This is a genomic window from Snodgrassella sp. CS2, from assembly GCF_050310315.1.
Lineage (GTDB): Bacteria > Pseudomonadota > Gammaproteobacteria > Burkholderiales > Neisseriaceae > Snodgrassella > Snodgrassella alvi_E.
In genome coordinates this window covers 81,161-97,508 of record NZ_JBNPBA010000001.1, presented here as the reverse complement: position 1 = coordinate 97,508, position 16,348 = coordinate 81,161, and the positions used below count along the sequence as shown (strand labels likewise).

The 16,348-nt window shown below is 41.9% G+C and carries 14 protein-coding genes; 5 read left to right on the top strand and 9 right to left on the bottom strand.

What is annotated here, in order from left to right:
- Nucleotides 1–2 precede the first annotated feature (2 nt).
- The 5 genes from ACQP6D_RS00435 to lepA form a co-directional block, all read right to left on the bottom strand.
- A complete protein-coding gene (locus ACQP6D_RS00435) occupies nt 3–563 on the bottom strand; it encodes a class I SAM-dependent methyltransferase (RefSeq protein ID WP_427857159.1) in 561 nt (186 codons plus the stop codon).
- Nucleotides 564–719: 156 nt separating this feature from the next.
- Entirely contained in the window at nt 720–1,643 is a 924-nt protein-coding gene (era, locus tag ACQP6D_RS00430) for a GTPase Era (protein ID WP_427857158.1), read from the bottom strand.
- 568 nt (nt 1,644–2,211) lie between these two features.
- The gene (gene rnc / locus ACQP6D_RS00425; RefSeq protein WP_427857157.1) at nt 2,212–2,937 is read right to left on the bottom strand and encodes a ribonuclease III; all 726 of its coding nucleotides are present in this window, start codon (nt 2,935–2,937) and stop codon (nt 2,212–2,214) included.
- A 124-nt stretch (nt 2,938–3,061) separates the two neighbouring features.
- Nucleotides 3,062–4,048, bottom strand: coding sequence for a signal peptidase I (gene lepB / locus ACQP6D_RS00420; protein ID WP_427857156.1), 987 nt, complete (start codon nt 4,046–4,048; stop codon nt 3,062–3,064).
- Nucleotides 4,049–4,051: 3 nt separating this feature from the next.
- On the bottom strand, nt 4,052–5,842 hold the full coding sequence (gene lepA, locus ACQP6D_RS00415) for a translation elongation factor 4 (RefSeq protein WP_427857155.1): 1,791 nt from the start codon (nt 5,840–5,842) through the stop codon (nt 4,052–4,054).
- A 398-nt stretch (nt 5,843–6,240) separates the two neighbouring features.
- On the opposite strand from lepA, the gene ACQP6D_RS00410 reads away from it, so the two are divergent.
- The 5 genes from ACQP6D_RS00410 to ACQP6D_RS00390 all read left to right on the top strand — a co-directional run bounded on the left by ACQP6D_RS00410 (nt 6,241) and on the right by ACQP6D_RS00390 (nt 11,998).
- On the top strand, nt 6,241–7,371 hold the full coding sequence (locus tag ACQP6D_RS00410) for a M14 family metallopeptidase (RefSeq protein WP_427857154.1): 1,131 nt from the start codon (nt 6,241–6,243) through the stop codon (nt 7,369–7,371).
- Between the two features lie 157 nt (nt 7,372–7,528).
- Complete coding sequence (locus ACQP6D_RS00405) at nt 7,529–8,596, top strand: lysozyme inhibitor LprI family protein (RefSeq protein WP_427857153.1); 1,068 nt, start codon at nt 7,529–7,531, stop codon at nt 8,594–8,596.
- 438 nt (nt 8,597–9,034) lie between these two features.
- A complete protein-coding gene (gene dinB, locus ACQP6D_RS00400) occupies nt 9,035–10,105 on the top strand; it encodes a DNA polymerase IV (RefSeq protein WP_427857152.1) in 1,071 nt (356 codons plus the stop codon).
- 177 nt (nt 10,106–10,282) lie between these two features.
- Nucleotides 10,283–11,521: an NADP-dependent isocitrate dehydrogenase gene (gene icd, locus ACQP6D_RS00395; RefSeq protein ID WP_100140587.1), complete on the top strand. Its 1,239-nt coding sequence runs from the start codon at nt 10,283–10,285 to the stop codon at nt 11,519–11,521.
- 180 nt (nt 11,522–11,701) lie between these two features.
- A complete protein-coding gene (locus tag ACQP6D_RS00390) occupies nt 11,702–11,998 on the top strand; it encodes a CHY zinc finger protein (protein ID WP_367423161.1) in 297 nt (98 codons plus the stop codon).
- 16 nt (nt 11,999–12,014) lie between these two features.
- Here the strand turns inward: ACQP6D_RS00390 and ACQP6D_RS00385 are convergent, their stop codons facing one another.
- From ACQP6D_RS00385 to ACQP6D_RS00370, 4 genes are all read right to left on the bottom strand, one after another.
- Complete coding sequence (locus ACQP6D_RS00385; protein ID WP_427857151.1) at nt 12,015–12,779, bottom strand: toxin-antitoxin system YwqK family antitoxin; 765 nt, start codon at nt 12,777–12,779, stop codon at nt 12,015–12,017.
- A gap of 110 nt (nt 12,780–12,889) precedes the next feature.
- Entirely contained in the window at nt 12,890–14,236 is a 1,347-nt protein-coding gene (locus ACQP6D_RS00380) for an aldehyde dehydrogenase family protein (protein ID WP_427857457.1), read from the bottom strand.
- Between the two features lie 110 nt (nt 14,237–14,346).
- Nucleotides 14,347–15,882, bottom strand: a complete 1,536-nt coding sequence (locus ACQP6D_RS00375) for a peptidylprolyl isomerase (RefSeq protein WP_369608280.1) — start codon at nt 15,880–15,882, stop codon at nt 14,347–14,349.
- Between the two features lie 153 nt (nt 15,883–16,035).
- Entirely contained in the window at nt 16,036–16,305 is a 270-nt protein-coding gene (locus tag ACQP6D_RS00370) for an HU family DNA-binding protein (RefSeq protein WP_100140679.1), read from the bottom strand.
- Between the last annotated feature and the right edge of the window lie 43 nt (nt 16,306–16,348).

Here is a 16,348-nt window from a genome sequence, read left to right as displayed (position 1 = left end):
CTTTAATTGCGCTTTTGTAAGAATAAAGCAAAGGGTGCATTGTGAACACGATTGATAAAAGCATATTGCAGCACGGATATCTGCTGTTGCGGCAACTTTTCTGCCCAGCTTAGCACGGCCTCTGCCTCAATTTTACCCTGCTCGTGACCAGGATAAATTACCACTGCCAGTATGCCACCAGGTGCTAGATGTGCTAATCCAGTCTGCATGGCTTTAAGTGTGGTAATGGCTGTAGTGGTACAATTTTTGTCCGCACCTGGTAAATAGCCCAAATTAAACATAATGGCACAAACTTCGCTTTTGATATATTCATTCATATGTTCATGGCCTGTCTGTATCAGATCTACCCAATCACTCATACCAGCACTTTCCAGTTTGGTACGTGTAGATACAATAGCTGCAGGTTGAATATCAAAGGCCACTACTTTCCCAGTAGGACCTACACAGGATGCTAAAAACAACGTATCGTATCCATTACCTGCCGTAGCATCTATTACAGTATCTCCAGCCTGTACAACCTGACGGATTGTAGTGTGAACAAAATCTAGAATATTTAATAGCATTGTGTAGACATCTGATTTTCCAAACACAGCAACATTGCAGTTATCTGTTCTGCAACATGTTAAGGATATCAGAATATTTTGATGTAAACAAAATCATTTACCATGACTGATTGATTGCTATCGGTAGCCCCAAACAGCACTAAAATCTAACCCTTTTTACATACCCAGTTCACGCAGAAAACGAATATCATCCGCCCAGCCCGATTTCACTTTTACCCAAACTTTTAAAAATACTTTGGTTTCAAACAATTTTTCCATATCTAGCCGAGCCTCAGTAGATATTTTTTTTAGCTTTTCACCACCCTTACCAATCAGAATGCCCTTCTGGCTGTCTTTATCCACCAGTACAGCAATATATATGCGATACAGCCCTTCTTCTTCTGCAAACTGCTCTACTTCTACATTCATCGCATAGGGCAGTTCTTCGCCCAGATAACGAAACAGTTTTTCGCGAACAATTTCCATGGACAGAAAACGTGCCGATTTATCGGTAACCATATCTTCCGGATAAAGCGGGATACCTTGTGGTAGCATTGGCTTAAGCGTGCGTACAAGCTGAGAAACACCCAGACCATGCTTGGCACTGACCAAGGTAACGCTGGCAAAAGTAAATTCTTGCTGCACTTCCTCAATAAATGCTTGCATCACGCTCTGGTCTTTTGCTTTCGCTTTATCCACTTTATTAATCACTAATACCACTGGAATACGTTTAGGTAATTGCTGCAACACTTCACGATCCGCATCTGAAAAGCGCAAAGCTTCAACAACAAATACAATCACATCCACACCGGCAACAGCTTCGGTGACATTCTGATTTAAACGGTCATTTAATGCATTGCGATGGTATGTTTGAAAACCGGGTGTATCCACAAATACCAGCTGAGCTTCGTTATCGGTATAGATACCATTCACTTTATGGCGTGTAGTTTGAGCTTTTTTACTGGTAATACTGATTTTTTGGCCTATCAGATGATTCATCAATGTGGATTTACCCACATTCGGGCGGCCTACGATGGCCACAAAGCCGCAACGGAAATTATCGGATGAGGAGGGATGCTGGTAATCGGGCTTTACAGACATACATTCTTTCAAAAAATACAGACAGCCTTGCCGAGGCTAAAATTAATACAAAACGTGCAAAAGCAAGTGCATAAAATTTATTCATTCCTACTTAGCCATCAGAATAAATGATTACTTATCATTTAGACAAATCATTTGCGCCAAAACTAAACTCAAAGTTTTTTTTCTTATTCAATCAATGTTCTGAAGAGGTGCTTTTCAGTAAGAGGATAAATCGAAGATATCATAATCCATCAATAAAAAATAACTTAGCTTTTTTTAAGATGAACCGGTAGTCCAGATAATCAAGCTTTTTTGCTATCTAACAATACCAAATAATGCATTAACCGTCCGGAAATGGATACAAAATTACCTGTCGCTTTTCTTAACGCAAGGCTTTGAATTGACAGTGTTTATCTGCTTATTTGTAAAATATTTGTCCAAACTTGATAGGCTTTTAGCATAGCAAGAGAAAAGCTAATCTAATCTAATCTCACATTTCATGCCGATATTTTCATCTGCTGAAAAAACTTGCTTTTAGAGCAAGCCGCTAACCGAGAAATATCATTTATAGTTTAGCCATGAATTCTTATTTTTTTCTGGTTTTGGCCAGTGGAAAATGCTTTTCCATCCAATCCAAAGCAGTTTGTGCGGTTTGCTGTTCTGCCTCGCGGCGGCTATGCCCTGCAGCCTCAGTCTGAAAGCCGGTTTCACCCAGATCACATTGCACCACAAATTGCTGATCCTGACCTTCCCCAATCTGGTCTACAATTCGGTATTTTGGCAAGGGCATGTGCCGTGCCTGCAAACCTTCCTGCAAGCGGGTTTTAGCATCTTTGCCGCTGTCTTGAGGATTAATATGCCGGATACGCTCCGCATACAAACGCCTTACCACGGCTTCAGCAGTATTAAAATCGGCATCAAAACTCACCGCAGCAAACAGGGCTTCCATGGCATCGGCCAATATTGAAGGCCGGCGAAATCCGCCGCTTTTCAGTTCGCCGCTACCCAGCAATAATGCATCGCCTATTCTTAATTCAGCCGCAATCTGAGCCAGAGTATCCTGATTCACCAGATTGGCACGCATTCTGGAAAGCTCGCCTTCTGTCAGGCGTGGAAAGGCCTCAAACAACATTTTAGCTACCGAATAATTTAAAATTGAGTCGCCGATAAACTCAAACCGCTCATTGTGTAACGCGCTGTAACTGCGATGCGTCAATGCCTGTTGTAGAAAATCAGTGCGTTTGAAGTGGTAGCCAAGCATTTTCTGTACATTAATCAAAGCATTTTCATGGCGTACATCATTTTTTTTCATTTATTATTTATAAATCCTGTATCTAATTTCTTTAGCGACAAACATTTCCTACATTCGCATACTAACTGCAGGTGCACTACAAAAGATAAAGCGCAAGACAGATTCTTGCGCTTAAAATCAGACATTACTGAATTTTAGTGCCGATTCGTTTCATATCACCCAAATTCAGCCATATCAAAAACGCTTTACCCACTACCAGTTTATCATCCACAAAACCCCAGTAACGGCTGTCTTCACTGTTGTCACGATTATCACCCATCATAAAATACTGGCCTGTTGGTACGGTACAGCTAAAGCCACTACTGTCAGGATAGTATGAACACATTTCTCGATTAGGAAAGTCAGAATGAACACCTTCTAAGATAACTGCTGGTTGCTGCGGCATTTTCAATACTTCGATTGCCTTGTTACCTAGCTGTTCAGTTTGCTGTTGTGCCTGAATCATTATTTTGCCCAGATTAGGTACCTGTTCTTGGTAGCTATATATTTTCTGCTCATCAATATCATTAACTACCTTACCATTGATGGTCAGTGTTCTGTCCTTATAAGTAATCACATCTCCCGGCAAGCCGATTACACGTTTGATATAGTTTACTCGAGTGTCACGAGGGTAATTAAATACCATTACATCACCCCGCTCTACCTTGTGTACCGGAATCAGTACATTGTTTAGAATAGGCAAACGAATACCATAGGCGAATTTATTTACTAAAATAAAATCACCCGGAATCAGGCCCGGCCGCATTGAGCTGGAGGGAATCTGAAAAGGTTCGGCGACAAAAGTACGCAGAATAAAAACCACCAGAATGATGGGAAAAAAACCGCTCATGTAATCAGTAAAGTGATTATCATCGGGCTGAGCAGAATTTTTCCTTTTCTGGCGATGAATAAACCAGGCTATGCCAGTAAACAGCACAAACAACAGTAGTACTGCAGTAAAACTCATCAGCACTGATAACAGACCAAACGCACCTACCAACATCAGCAGGTAGCCCCATTGCAGCGAACCGCTCCACTCACCGTTTTCTTCACGTTTTTTTGTGCTTTTCAGAAACAGCAAAATACCCAGTACCAGCAATACTGCAGCACCGATAATCATTGTCTTGGACATGTATTAATCTCCCACCTGTAAAATCGCCAGAAAGGCTGTCTGCGGAATTTCTACATTGCCTACCTGCTTCATGCGTTTTTTACCGGCTTTCTGTTTTTCCAGTAGTTTTTTCTTACGCGTAATATCACCGCCATAGCATTTGGCCAGCACATTTTTACGCAATGCCTTAACATTTTCACGCGCGATAATCTTACCGCCGATGGCAGCTTGTACCGCAATATCAAACATCTGCCGTGGAATCAGTTCACGCATCTTGGCAACTAGCTCTCGTCCACGATGAACTGAATTGCTACGGTGTACAATCAGGCTCAGTGCATCGACCTTTTCACTGTTGACCAGAATATCCAATTTCACCAAATCGGCTGCTCTGAATTCCAAAAATTCATAATCCAGTGAAGCATAACCACGCGATGTTGATTTGAGTTTGTCAAAGAAATCCATTACCACTTCATTCATTGGCATTTCATAAGTCAGCATCACCTGCCGTCCCATGTACTGCATGTTTTTCTGTACACCGCGTTTCTGGTTGCACAATGTCATCACAGCACCAACATATTCTTGTGGCAATAAAATGGTTGCGGTAATGATTGGCTCATAAATGGCTTCGAGTGTGCCGATATCTGGTAATTTAGATGGATTTTCAATTTCAATGCGCTCGCCACTTTTTAGCAACACTTCATAAACCACTGTTGGCGCAGTGGTAATCAAATCCATGTCAAATTCGCGTTCCAGTCGCTCTTGTACAATTTCTAGATGCAGGAGACCCAGAAAGCCACAACGGAATCCGAAGCCCAGTGCTTGAGAAACTTCTGGCTCAAATTTAAGCGCCGCATCATTCAGTTGCAATTTTTCCAGCGCTTCACGCAAAGCATCATAATCGTGGCTTTCTACCGGATATAGCCCAGCAAATACCTGTGGCTGTACTTCTTTAAATCCGGGTAAAGGCTCACTGGCGGGTTCTCGAGCCAGTGTAATGGTATCGCCTACCTTGGCCGAGCCGAGTTCTTTCACTCCTGTAATCAGAAAACCCACATCACCAGCATTCAACTGTTGTTTCTGCACCGATTTGGGCGTAAATATACCAAGTTGTTCTACCTGTGTTTCCGCACCAGTAGCCATGAAACGCACTTTATCTTTCAAACTGACACAGCCGTCCACCATGCGAATCAGCATTACTACACCTACATAATTATCAAACCATGAGTCAATAATTAGGGCTTTCAATGGAGCATCTGCTTTACCTGAGGGTGCGGGTACCTTTTTGACAATTTCTTCGAGTACATCCTCAATACCGACACCACTTTTAGCTGAACAGCGCACCGCATTCATGGCTTCGATACCGATAATATCTTCTATTTCTTCAATCACTCGCTCAGGCTCAGCCGCCGGTAAATCAATTTTATTCAGCACCGGCAGGACTTCTACGCCCAAATCAATTGCGGTATAGCAATTGGCTACTGTCTGCGCTTCCACACCCTGCGAGGCGTCTACTACCAGCAAAGCTCCCTCACAGGCAGACAGCGAGCGGGATACTTCATAGGAAAAATCCACATGTCCTGGAGTATCAATCAGATTCAGCTGATACACTTGCCCGTCTTGCGCTTTGTATTGCAAAGCTGCTGTCTGCGCCTTGATAGTGATGCCGCGTTCTTTTTCAATGTCCATCGAATCGAGCACCTGAGCGCTCATTTCTCGGTTTTCCAGACCGCCACAATACTGAATAAAGCGATCCGCCAAGGTCGACTTCCCATGGTCAATATGGGCGATGATAGAAAAATTGCGTATATTGTTCATGTAAGCCATTAATTTAAATTAATTCTGATAGGAGTATTCTGGCCATTGCAAAGCCAAAAACCAGAAAATAACTGCTTATTTTAGCGGAATGCGCTGCTGTGCGCCGAAGAATTTATCATAATCCTAAAAAGATTTTAAAATTCAAACAATAGTAATCTAAAAGTTTCATAACCGTACCTAGACTGGTATCACTTCTGCTGCCAGTGATTCTGATTGCATTGAACGTCCAGAAAAAAGCATTCCATTGGCGGAATCGTTAAATCCTTTATCAATCGCAATTTATCGCTCAATATAAAATGATTATCAAATTGCCATAAATTTTTCTGGCAGACGTGGTAAGTCGAATACAGAAAGATTACAATAATAATTAAGACCGTTGTTTAAATGAAAGTGGTTGCATGCTTAAAATCAGCACACAGTTTGATGGTGGTAAGGTTGAAATTGTTGAAGCCAATGATCCATCTAATATCCTGCTCAAACTTCCCAAAGACAATGCTGCCGAATTTCGTCAGTGGTTTTATTTTCGCGTGCAGGGCGTAGCCTACCAAAATCTTCGTCTGAATTTTATCAACACAGCCGAATCAGCTTATCCAGCCGGCTGGGAAGATTATCAGGCCATGTGCTCTTATGACAGAATAAACTGGTTTCGTGTCCCTACAACTTTAGAAAATGGCATCTTAACCATTTGCCATACGCCATTGTCCAACAGTGTGTACTACGCCTATTTCGAACCATATACCTATGAACAGCATCTGAATTTACTGGGTGACAGTCAAAGTAGTGGATTGTGTCAGATAGAAGATTTAGGCAGCACTATCCAAGGACGTGATATCAATTTACTCACTATCGGCAATCAAGTTGCCAGTGATTTAAAAATTTGGATTATTGCGCGCCAGCATCCGGGTGAAACCATGGCTGAATGGTTTATTGAAGGCGTGCTGGGACGCTTACTGGACCATCAAGACCCGACAGCAAGAGCCTTGCTGGATCGAGCTACTTTTTATATTGTTCCTAACATGAATCCTGATGGTTCGGTACTGGGCAACTTGCGCACCAATGCCGCCGGAGCCAATTTGAATCGTGAGTGGCTGCATCCGAGTATGCATAACAGCCCCGAAGTGTATCTGGTACGCGAAAGAATGCATGAGACCGGCGTGGATTTGTTTTTGGATATACACGGTGACGAATCTATTCCTTACGTATTCCTTTCTGGTAATGAAGGTATTCCTTCTTTTGATGAGCGTTTGCATCAATTACAGGAGCAGTTCAAACAGGCTTTTTTGGTGGCCAGTCCCGATTTTCAAGATAAATATGGCTATGAAAAAGATGCAGCTTGTCAGGCCAATCTGAATATTGCTACTTCCTATATCGGTGAAACATTTAAATGTCTGGCATACACCTTGGAAATGCCATTTAAAGATAATAATCAGTGGCCAGATGATGATTTCGGATGGAATGGTCAGCGCTCTCTGCGTCTTGGGGAAGCAATTCTAAGCCCAATTTATTCTATTCTTGATAGTTTGCGTTAATTTTCACCTCGATTATCCAAAGCCTGAACAATGTTCAGGCTTTTTTGTATTTTTTAGTAAAATCAAATGATTAATGGTTACATACGCAGCATAATGAACTTGGGTTATATGTAATTGAGTTGTCTGTATTTTATCCATGTTTGTTTAGGAAATAATCATGAAAAAAAGCGTACTCGTATATAGCATTATCAGCATTCTTTCACTGGCTGCCTGTTCTCGCGATGATTCATCAGAAAAACTGAGCTGTAACACCGAACAAATCCGCAACCAGATCCAAGATACTCTGCACACTGGTATTGATAACAATGCCCGTCAATTTGCTCAGACTGATAGGCGTCAGTATGTTGATGCCGATAAAGTAATCAGTGCCGGCGGCGAATTAAATATTGCTTTGTCTGAAGGTAAATTAGATAAAGACGGAAATGGTAATCCGGTTTGCAGCAGTGAACTTAAAGTAACTGTCCCTACCAATATCTGGCAGCAGATTAAAACCAATGCTCCACTGCTTTTTGGTAAAACAGATTTTATTGCTCGCCTGAATAAGCAATTGCAAGGCAATGAAGTGGTTTTGCATGACAATGAGTTTACTAAACCCATTCAATATTCACCTGTAACCATTAATGGCAATGCTGCATCTAATGCAGCGTCTGCGACCAGTGCGGCTACTAACTTTGATTTGGCTGGCATACAGACTTTAGGTACTGTGTTGGGCAACACGTTATTGCCCTACGGTATCAAGGATATAGTAGTGATTAATGGCCATACCTATAAACGAGCTGACGCCATTGAGTTAATTAATAATCCTAATGCTAAAGTTACACCGGTTGACCAACAAAGCCAGTCTGCACAGATGGCCAGTGCCATTCTGAACGGCCACGCAGCAGCTGTAATTAACGACAATCAGGCTAATGATAATGCAATGAGTCGGAATTCTGAAAATGCAACCAGACAGGGCGAGATAAATGCTAGTCAGCTACAGCTGGCACGTGACAACAACCGTAACGCTAACAATGTAATCAACACATTATGGCGTAATCTGGACGACACCGTGCGCAAAACCTTACAGCACGAAGAACAAAAATGGATAGCTAATAAAACCAGTCAGTGTCAGGCACGTGGAGCTAAAGCAAGCTCAGCAACTTATGCAGAATTTCTGCGGCTGGAATGCGATACTCAATTGACTAATGAACGCATCAAATACCTCAACGGCTACACTTTGCGCTAATTGATTTTCCAAACAGGCACCAATAATTCTGCTGAATATTGGTGTCTGTTTAATTTGAGTGGAAAAATATCTTAAATCACATCGGCCAGAATACCTTAAACTGAATACTTTTATATTTCATTCAGGTTTCCAAAGTTTATAATCTGTGTAAAACAATCTCAATCTTTTACAGAAAAATACTCTCTTTTCTGCTTTGTACACATTTGCATTGGTACTAGCGGCTATTATCCTTACAGCAATGAATGGTTATATATCAGCACTTTTATTCTGATAAACTGATTTTTGGTAAAAATTGTAGACTATTCTCAAATACGGGTTTAGATTCCTGCTTACAATAAGATGGTAATTATTTGCGGTGATAAAAGATAAGCCTACGAGGAATAGCCTAAACAAATCTGAAAAAATTGTAAATCATCCTTTTGTATTTATTGACTTAATATGACGGAACGAAAAATAATCCATATAGATATGGATGCTTTCTATGCTTCAGTTGAATTACGCGACCGTCCTGAACTAAAAGACCAACCTGTTGTGGTGGCCTGGGATGGCCCCAGATCAGTTATCTGTGCTGCGTCCTATCCGGCACGTCAATACGGTTTACATTCAGCCATGTCGGTAACAACTGCCAAAAGATTGTGCCCGCAGGCAATTTATATTCCACCGGATTTTAATAAATATCGGGCTGTATCCAGTCAGATTCACAATATATTTAGGCGCTATACTGACCAAATCGAACCCTTATCTTTAGACGAAGCCTATCTGGATGTTACCGATTACAAAGGTCGTTTGCCCTATGCTCGCGATATTGCACGGGAAATCCGTGCGTCTATACTGAAAGAAACGGGTCTCACAGCTTCTGCCGGTATCGCCCCTAATAAATTTCTTGCCAAAATTGCTTCCGACTGGCGTAAACCCAATGGCCAGTTTGTGATTGCGCCAGTACAAGTATTAGACTTTCTACACAATCTACCTTTAGGCAAGATTCCCGGTGTCGGCAAAGTAACTGAGCAGAAAATGAATGCCTTAGGCTGGAAAACTGTTGGAGATTTAAGCAAAGTAAGCATGTCGGTTCTGGTACACCATTTCGGCCGTTGGGGTTATCGCCTCTTTGATTTGGCACAAGGCCGTGACGACCGTGAAGTTACACCAGAACGCAACCGACAACAGATTTCTACTGAAATTACGCTAGATAATAATGAAAGCCTGCAAGAAATTGCCCGCCATCTGCCCGATCTGGCTGAGGTTTTAGTACAAAATATGCAGCGAAAGGGTCTTCAGGGTAATTGCATTACTTTGAAATTAAAAAATACTCAGTTTCAGATTTATACCCGTTCTCAAACCTATTCATCACCACTGCCGGATGCAGCTGCCTTGGTAGCAGCTGGGAAGGATCTGATGCAGCGAATGCCTGATGATGAGGCATTGTTTCGTTTGATTGGTCTTGGGATCAGCGATTTTTATCAGCATGAGTATCAGGCTGATTTATGGAGTCCAGAACACAGCTGCTAATACTTCACATACAGATCTATACCTGCCATATGTCTGAATGGCTTTAGACATATTTCTGACTACATTGCACTACATTTTGCTGGCTTAAGTTAACAAAATAAAGGATAATCATTGTGACAGACTACAAACTGAAATATGTAGTCATCTATCAGAAAAAGCAACAGTACAGGAGTTACCATGAGTCACATTAAAGTGCCTACTGAAGGTCACAAAATCGTTTCCGGCCAACCCATTCCGAATGATCCAATTATTCCGTTTATTGAGGGGGATGGCATTGGTGTTGACATTACGCCGGTAATGAAAGACGTGATTGATGCAGCAGTAGCCAAAGCCTATAACGGCTCAAGAAAAATTGTGTGGATGGAAGTTTATGCCGGTGAAAAAGCCACGAAAGTGTATGGTGAAAATACTTGGCTGCCGGATGAAACATTAGAAGCAATTAAAGAATATAAAGTAGCCATAAAAGGGCCGATGACTACACCCGTAGGAGGTGGTATCCGCTCACTGAACGTAGCCATCCGTCAGCAGCTTGATTTATATCAATGTGTCCGTCCAGTGCAGTATTTCACCGGTGTCCCCTCACCTTTGAAAGACCCGAGCAAGGTAAACATGGTTATTTTCCGCGAAAATACTGAAGATATCTACGCAGGGATTGAGTGGATGGCTGAAACAGCTGATGCCAAAAAAATTATCAATTTCCTGCAAGGTGAAATGGGCGTAACCAAAATCCGTTTCCCGCAAACCTCCAGCATCGGTATCAAACCTGTATCCAAAGAAGGTTCTCAGCGTTTAACACGTGCCGCCATTCGCTATGCTATTGATAACGACCGCGACAGCGTTACCTTTGTTCATAAAGGTAATATCATGAAATTTACCGAAGGCGGTTTCCGAGACTGGTCTTATGAAGTAGCAAAAAATGAATTTGGCGCTACATTGATTGGTGAAGGACCCTGGTGCGAATTTAAAAATCCGAAAACTGGTAAAAATATTGTAATTAAAGATTGCATTGCAGATGCTTTCCTCCAGCAGATTCTACTACGTCCGGCAGAGTATGATGTCATCGCGACACTGAATCTCAATGGCGATTACATTTCCGATGCGCTGGCTGCACAGGTAGGGGGTATCGGTATTGCCCCAGGTGCCAATATTTCTGATGAATATGCCGTATTCGAAGCTACCCATGGTACTGCACCTAAATATGCTGGTCAGGATAAAGTTAACCCAGGATCCATTATTCTTTCTGCTGAAATGATGTTGCGTCATCTGGGCTGGAAAGAGGCTGCTGAATTGGTTAATGCCTCAATTGAAAAAGCCATTGCTGATAAAATTGTTACCTACGATTTTGCTCGTATGATGGAAGGAGCTAAAGAAGTTTCCTGCTCTGCTTTTGGTAAAGCCTTGATTGAGCGCATGTAAAGCGTAATGTGATAATGTTCTAAAAAAACCGAATCTTAAGATTCGGTTTTTTATATTCAGACTTCACGTTGCCAAATCAGTTTCTTATATGCTGTCTTAATTACTGCCCAAAGGTTGCCTCTATTCTGATAAAATAAAATTAATCTAAATTGCTGAGCTAGTGTGCTGATAAATATATCTATGATTCTTGGAATTGATACCGATTCATGTGGTCGCTGCACTCATTATCATACAGAGTTTGACATTGCCGCGCTGCAATGTGCAGAATGCAGACTGTATTATGCCTGCTTCAAATGTCACGACCAGTTATGCAATCATAAGTTTGTTGCCATGCCGGTGCAAAACAGCAAACCCGTGATGTGTGGTAAATGTAGACATCTTCTGACCTATGCGCAATATCAGCAACACCGTTGCCCATTTTGTCAGTCAGCATTCAATCCGCGTTGTGGACTTCATAAAGATATTTATTTTAAATAAATTTTATAAATTTAGATTAGTTGTCATTCAGGTCAACAACCAAACCATCCTCATCCCACTCGGTTTTACGCATTAGTTCGTTTTTCTCAAAAACCGATTCGCTTTTTTTAGCCCCTGAGTCATACCAGCTCAAAACCACACCACTGACTTTATTTTCGTGGATGGCAACATCGGCTAGCAAATGGCCTTTATCATCCCATGTTGTCATGGTTTGTACGATACCATGATGCACATACATATCCTGTTTCAACTGACCGTTCGGATACCAGCGCTGCCAGCGCCCTTCAGCTTTGCCATTAATAAAATTCAGCTCGCCACGCTTTTGTCCGTTTTCATACCAGCTCATAGTACGGCCACTAGGCTGCCCTTTCTGCCAGCTCATTTCAATCGCCATCTGGCCGTTTGGATACCAGGTATGCCATTGTCCAATAGGTTTACCGTTTTTGTAATTACCTTGAATTTTTTTTTGGCCGTCCGGATACCAGAGTTGCAATTTACCCTCTTTCATTGCCGGTATAAATTGTTGCAGCTTATCTATCGGTAAAGCATAGCTGTCACTATATTTGTTCTTGTCTGGATAGTAAAAATCCTGAACTTCGATTTTTTTACCATCATCATGAAACTGACGTACATATTGAGCTTCAGACTGTTTGTTTACAATCTGACCATTTGCATCAAAATACACAGTTTTGTGAGTGTGAGAAAATATCAGCCACACTAACACAATCAGAATGAGTATTACGGCGAGTACGTACCAGTAAATACGTCTGGCTACATACATGACTTATATCCCTTTTCACTAAGCAGAATCATTATTTTATGCAATAAAAATTATTACTATCATTATTACATTATTTTTCAAACAGATTCATTACTATTTGAATAAATGGCCTATTTTTGCCAATAGCTTTTAACATTGACAAATTCATATATACCAAATTCCGACAACTCACGTCCGAAACCAGAATCTTTAACGCCACCGAAAGGCAAACGCAGATCGCTGCTGGTATGACGGTTAATAAAGACACTGCCAGCGTTGAGGCGTTCAGCATACTGCCATGCATGATTTGTATCATTGCTGTAAATGCTGGCTCCAAGCCCGAAAGGATTATCGTTGGCCAGCATTACGGCATGTTCGCTGTCTTCAGCTCTCAGGATGAGCGCTACAGGTCCAAATACTTCCTCATTGTATACACGGCAGTGCCGATTAACTTTATCTAAAATCGTAGCGGGATAAAACCAGCCCTGAAGATTATCTGGTATTTCTCCTCCCAGCAAACATTCTGCGCCATGTGCCAGTGCATCCATCACTTGTGCATGTACACTGTCGCGCAAATCCTGTCGATGTAAAGGAGCAAGTGTTGTTGCAGACAACCATGGAGCCCCCATCTGTAATTTCTGACAATGGCGTTTAAAAGCTGCGATAAACTCTTCAGCTATATCAGCATGAACAATAATGCGTTTGGCTGCATTACATGATTGGCCAGCGTCCCGAAAGCGTGAATAGCATGCTTCAGCAGCTGCCTGCTCAATATCTGCGTCATTTAACACGATAAATGCATTGCTACCACCGAGCTCCATAACACATTTACGCAGATGTTTTCCTGCTAGTGCCGCCAGATGCCGACCAGTATGGGTAGAACCTGTGAAAGCCAGCGCCTGTGTTTGAGATATGGCATATTCAGTATCTTCCTCCTCCAACCAGACTAGTTGGAAAGGTAAATCCTCACCCACCAATTCAAACAGCATCTGGCTGATTTTGCCAACAGAAGGTGCGGGCTTAACCATGCAGGCATTGCCAGCACATAAGGCTGGTATAGCAAAGCGTAAAATTTGCCATACTGGATAATTCCAGGGCATCACTGCCAGTACCGTACCCAACGGTTCAAAGCGTACCTGACTCAAACTCGCCTGTGTAGCAATTGTTTTATGCGCCAACAGCTCTGGAGCCAGATGAGCGTAGTATCGGATAAGGGCTATCGATTTTGTGATTTCAGCTTCACACTCACGCAGACACCGCCCTACCTCTATACAAATTTGATAGGCCAGCTCGTCTCGCGCCTCTTCAAGCCGGGATGCAAAGCTCAGTAAATACTGTGTACGAGTTTGAACATTTTTACTGGCAAAATCATATTGACGCCGGCTGAGCTGCTGACTTTGCACATCAAATTCAGTTTTTGTCAGACATGTATGGCTAAATAGGAGTTCACCCGATACAGCATGATAACTGTTATACAACACAACAATCCTTTATCTGCATGAAGTGTTTCAGACTGCATGCAGTACAGAAAAATTCAGTGTCACAAATAATATTGACCTTATAAAATTTATAAGGTCAATGGTATAAATTACTGCTCTTCAGCTGTATCCAGCTTTTGTGCCCCTTGTTTTAGTTTATAACGACTCTTTAACCAGGCCAAATTACTGGTGGCTAGATTCTGTGCCAAATTCTGACTGATTACCTGTTTTGCCTGCGGCAGAACATTCGCCATATCCTGTGGTTGTTTTATGGCATTAACTTTTACCAGTACTGGATTTTGCTGATCACTCAAAAGAATGTATGCAGGTTTGCCACTAACAGGTTTGGCTTTAATCCAGCTCTGAAAATCAGTTTTAGACATCATGGCTACAGCCTGCTGCGGCGTTAAATCAGCCGTTTGCGACCAGCTCAAACTGGCATTGACGTTTGTACTAACGTTGTTTAAAGCTTGCTTTGCTGCTGCTAAAGCCAATTTTTTGCTTTCTGCGGCCACATAATCTTGTTGAACTTGTGCTTTAATTTCCGTAAAGGATGCCTGGTGTTCTTTACGCACATCGATAGCACGAACTACCCAGTAGTTGCCATTACCTATATCAATTGGTTCAGAGTTGTAGCGTTTAACCAGAACATCGTTGCCAAATAATGCATCCTGTAACGCCTTGGGCATGCCACTATTATTAGCCATGTCTCGAGTGAGCCACACCTGATCTATTTTATGAATCGTTAAGCCTAGCTTGTCTTTTATCGGTTGCAAGGTTTTCGGATTATTAAAAGCCAAGTCACTAACATTTTCTTTTAATTTAGCTACCACAGCCGCACCCTTACGGGCTTGAATTTCCTGTGTCAGCTGCGTACGGACGTTCTCTAGTGCCGGTTTGGGTGCTGAGGCCGTAGTCGGAATCTGATTATAGGCTTCCTGTATCTCTGCTTCACTCACGCTTTCTTTAGCACCAAGTTCCATGGCAGACAACTGGACATATTCATATTTGACAGCCTGCGGCAAATAATATTTTTTCTTATTCGCTTCGTAATAAGCTTTCAGTTTACTGTCGTCTACTACTACCTGATGAGTGAAATCAGCGGCAGGAAATGTCAATGTCTGTACTTCACGAGCAGCCTGTAACAGATTTACCATTTGTTTGGCCTGAGCATCGCTGACCACATTTCCCGCTTTCATCAAATTAAGCATAGATTGCATGGCATATTGTTTACGCATACCGTCAATAAGCGCATCTTCAGACATACCTGCTTGTTGCAGGAAAGCGCGATATTTGGCTTCTACAAATTTTCCGTTTTCCTGAAAACTGGGATCAGATGCAATAACCTGCTTTATCTGATCTATAGGTACAGTGATATTCATATCATTTGCACCCTGCTGCACATATGCCTGATCCACCAGTGAATCATATACCAGCTTTTTGCTTACCGGATTCCCGGAAGCATTTTGTATTCGTCGCTGAAAATCATTAACATCATTTACTTTGATTTTAATGTCGCCAACTTTGCTGATGTAATCTGTACCGGGAACAGCAAGTGTGTAACCACCGGCAAATACAAAACTCAAGCAAATCACACCGAGAATAATCTGAGCCGGTGTTCTATATTTTTCTACAATGTGGAACATGAGATTCAGTTAACTTTTCTAAAGCAGATAAAAGAAGCCTATTGTATCGTTTTTTGTGAGGCTCAACCATGCTGTTTGTACAGCTAATGCACAAAAACGACAGACAAAAGAAAAGGCGGGATATCCCGCCTTGATTTAAAACATAAAACTGTATTACAGAGCATCTTTCAGTGCTTTACCGGCACGGAACTTAGGCGTTTTAGCTGCTTTGATTTCTAACGGTTCACCTGTTTTAGGATTACGTCCAGCACGGGCTGCACGCTCACCAACATAAAAAGTACCGAAACCTACCAGCGTAACTGTGTCGCCACTTTTCAAAGTGCGGGTAACAGCACTGATCATACCGTCCAGAGCCTTGGCGGCAGAAGCTTTAGATAAATCAGCCTCTTGGGCAATGGCTTCAATCAATTCAGACTTATTCACAATAAAGTCCCTTTCTGTTGTTATGTTCATTTGATTTTCAGGA

Bases quoted from the DNA above. Each gene is read 5' to 3' on its own strand.
- ACQP6D_RS00435 (WP_427857159.1), bottom strand. From the start codon at position 563: ATGCTATTAAATATTCTAGATTTTGTTCACACTACAATCCGTCAGGTT.
- era (WP_427857158.1), bottom strand. From the start codon at position 1,643: ATGTCTGTAAAGCCCGATTACCAGCATCCCTCCTCATCCGATAATTTC.
- rnc (WP_427857157.1), bottom strand. From the start codon at position 2,937: ATGAAAAAAAATGATGTACGCCATGAAAATGCTTTGATTAATGTACAG.
- lepB (WP_427857156.1), bottom strand. From the start codon at position 4,048: ATGTCCAAGACAATGATTATCGGTGCTGCAGTATTGCTGGTACTGGGT.
- lepA (WP_427857155.1), bottom strand. From the start codon at position 5,842: ATGAACAATATACGCAATTTTTCTATCATCGCCCATATTGACCATGGG.
- ACQP6D_RS00410 (WP_427857154.1), top strand. From the start codon at position 6,241: ATGCTTAAAATCAGCACACAGTTTGATGGTGGTAAGGTTGAAATTGTT.
- ACQP6D_RS00405 (WP_427857153.1), top strand. From the start codon at position 7,529: ATGAAAAAAAGCGTACTCGTATATAGCATTATCAGCATTCTTTCACTG.
- dinB (WP_427857152.1), top strand. From the start codon at position 9,035: ATGACGGAACGAAAAATAATCCATATAGATATGGATGCTTTCTATGCT.
- icd (WP_100140587.1), top strand. From the start codon at position 10,283: ATGAGTCACATTAAAGTGCCTACTGAAGGTCACAAAATCGTTTCCGGC.
- ACQP6D_RS00390 (WP_367423161.1), top strand. From the start codon at position 11,702: ATGATTCTTGGAATTGATACCGATTCATGTGGTCGCTGCACTCATTAT.
- ACQP6D_RS00385 (WP_427857151.1), bottom strand. From the start codon at position 12,779: ATGTATGTAGCCAGACGTATTTACTGGTACGTACTCGCCGTAATACTC.
- ACQP6D_RS00375 (WP_369608280.1), bottom strand. From the start codon at position 15,882: ATGTTCCACATTGTAGAAAAATATAGAACACCGGCTCAGATTATTCTC.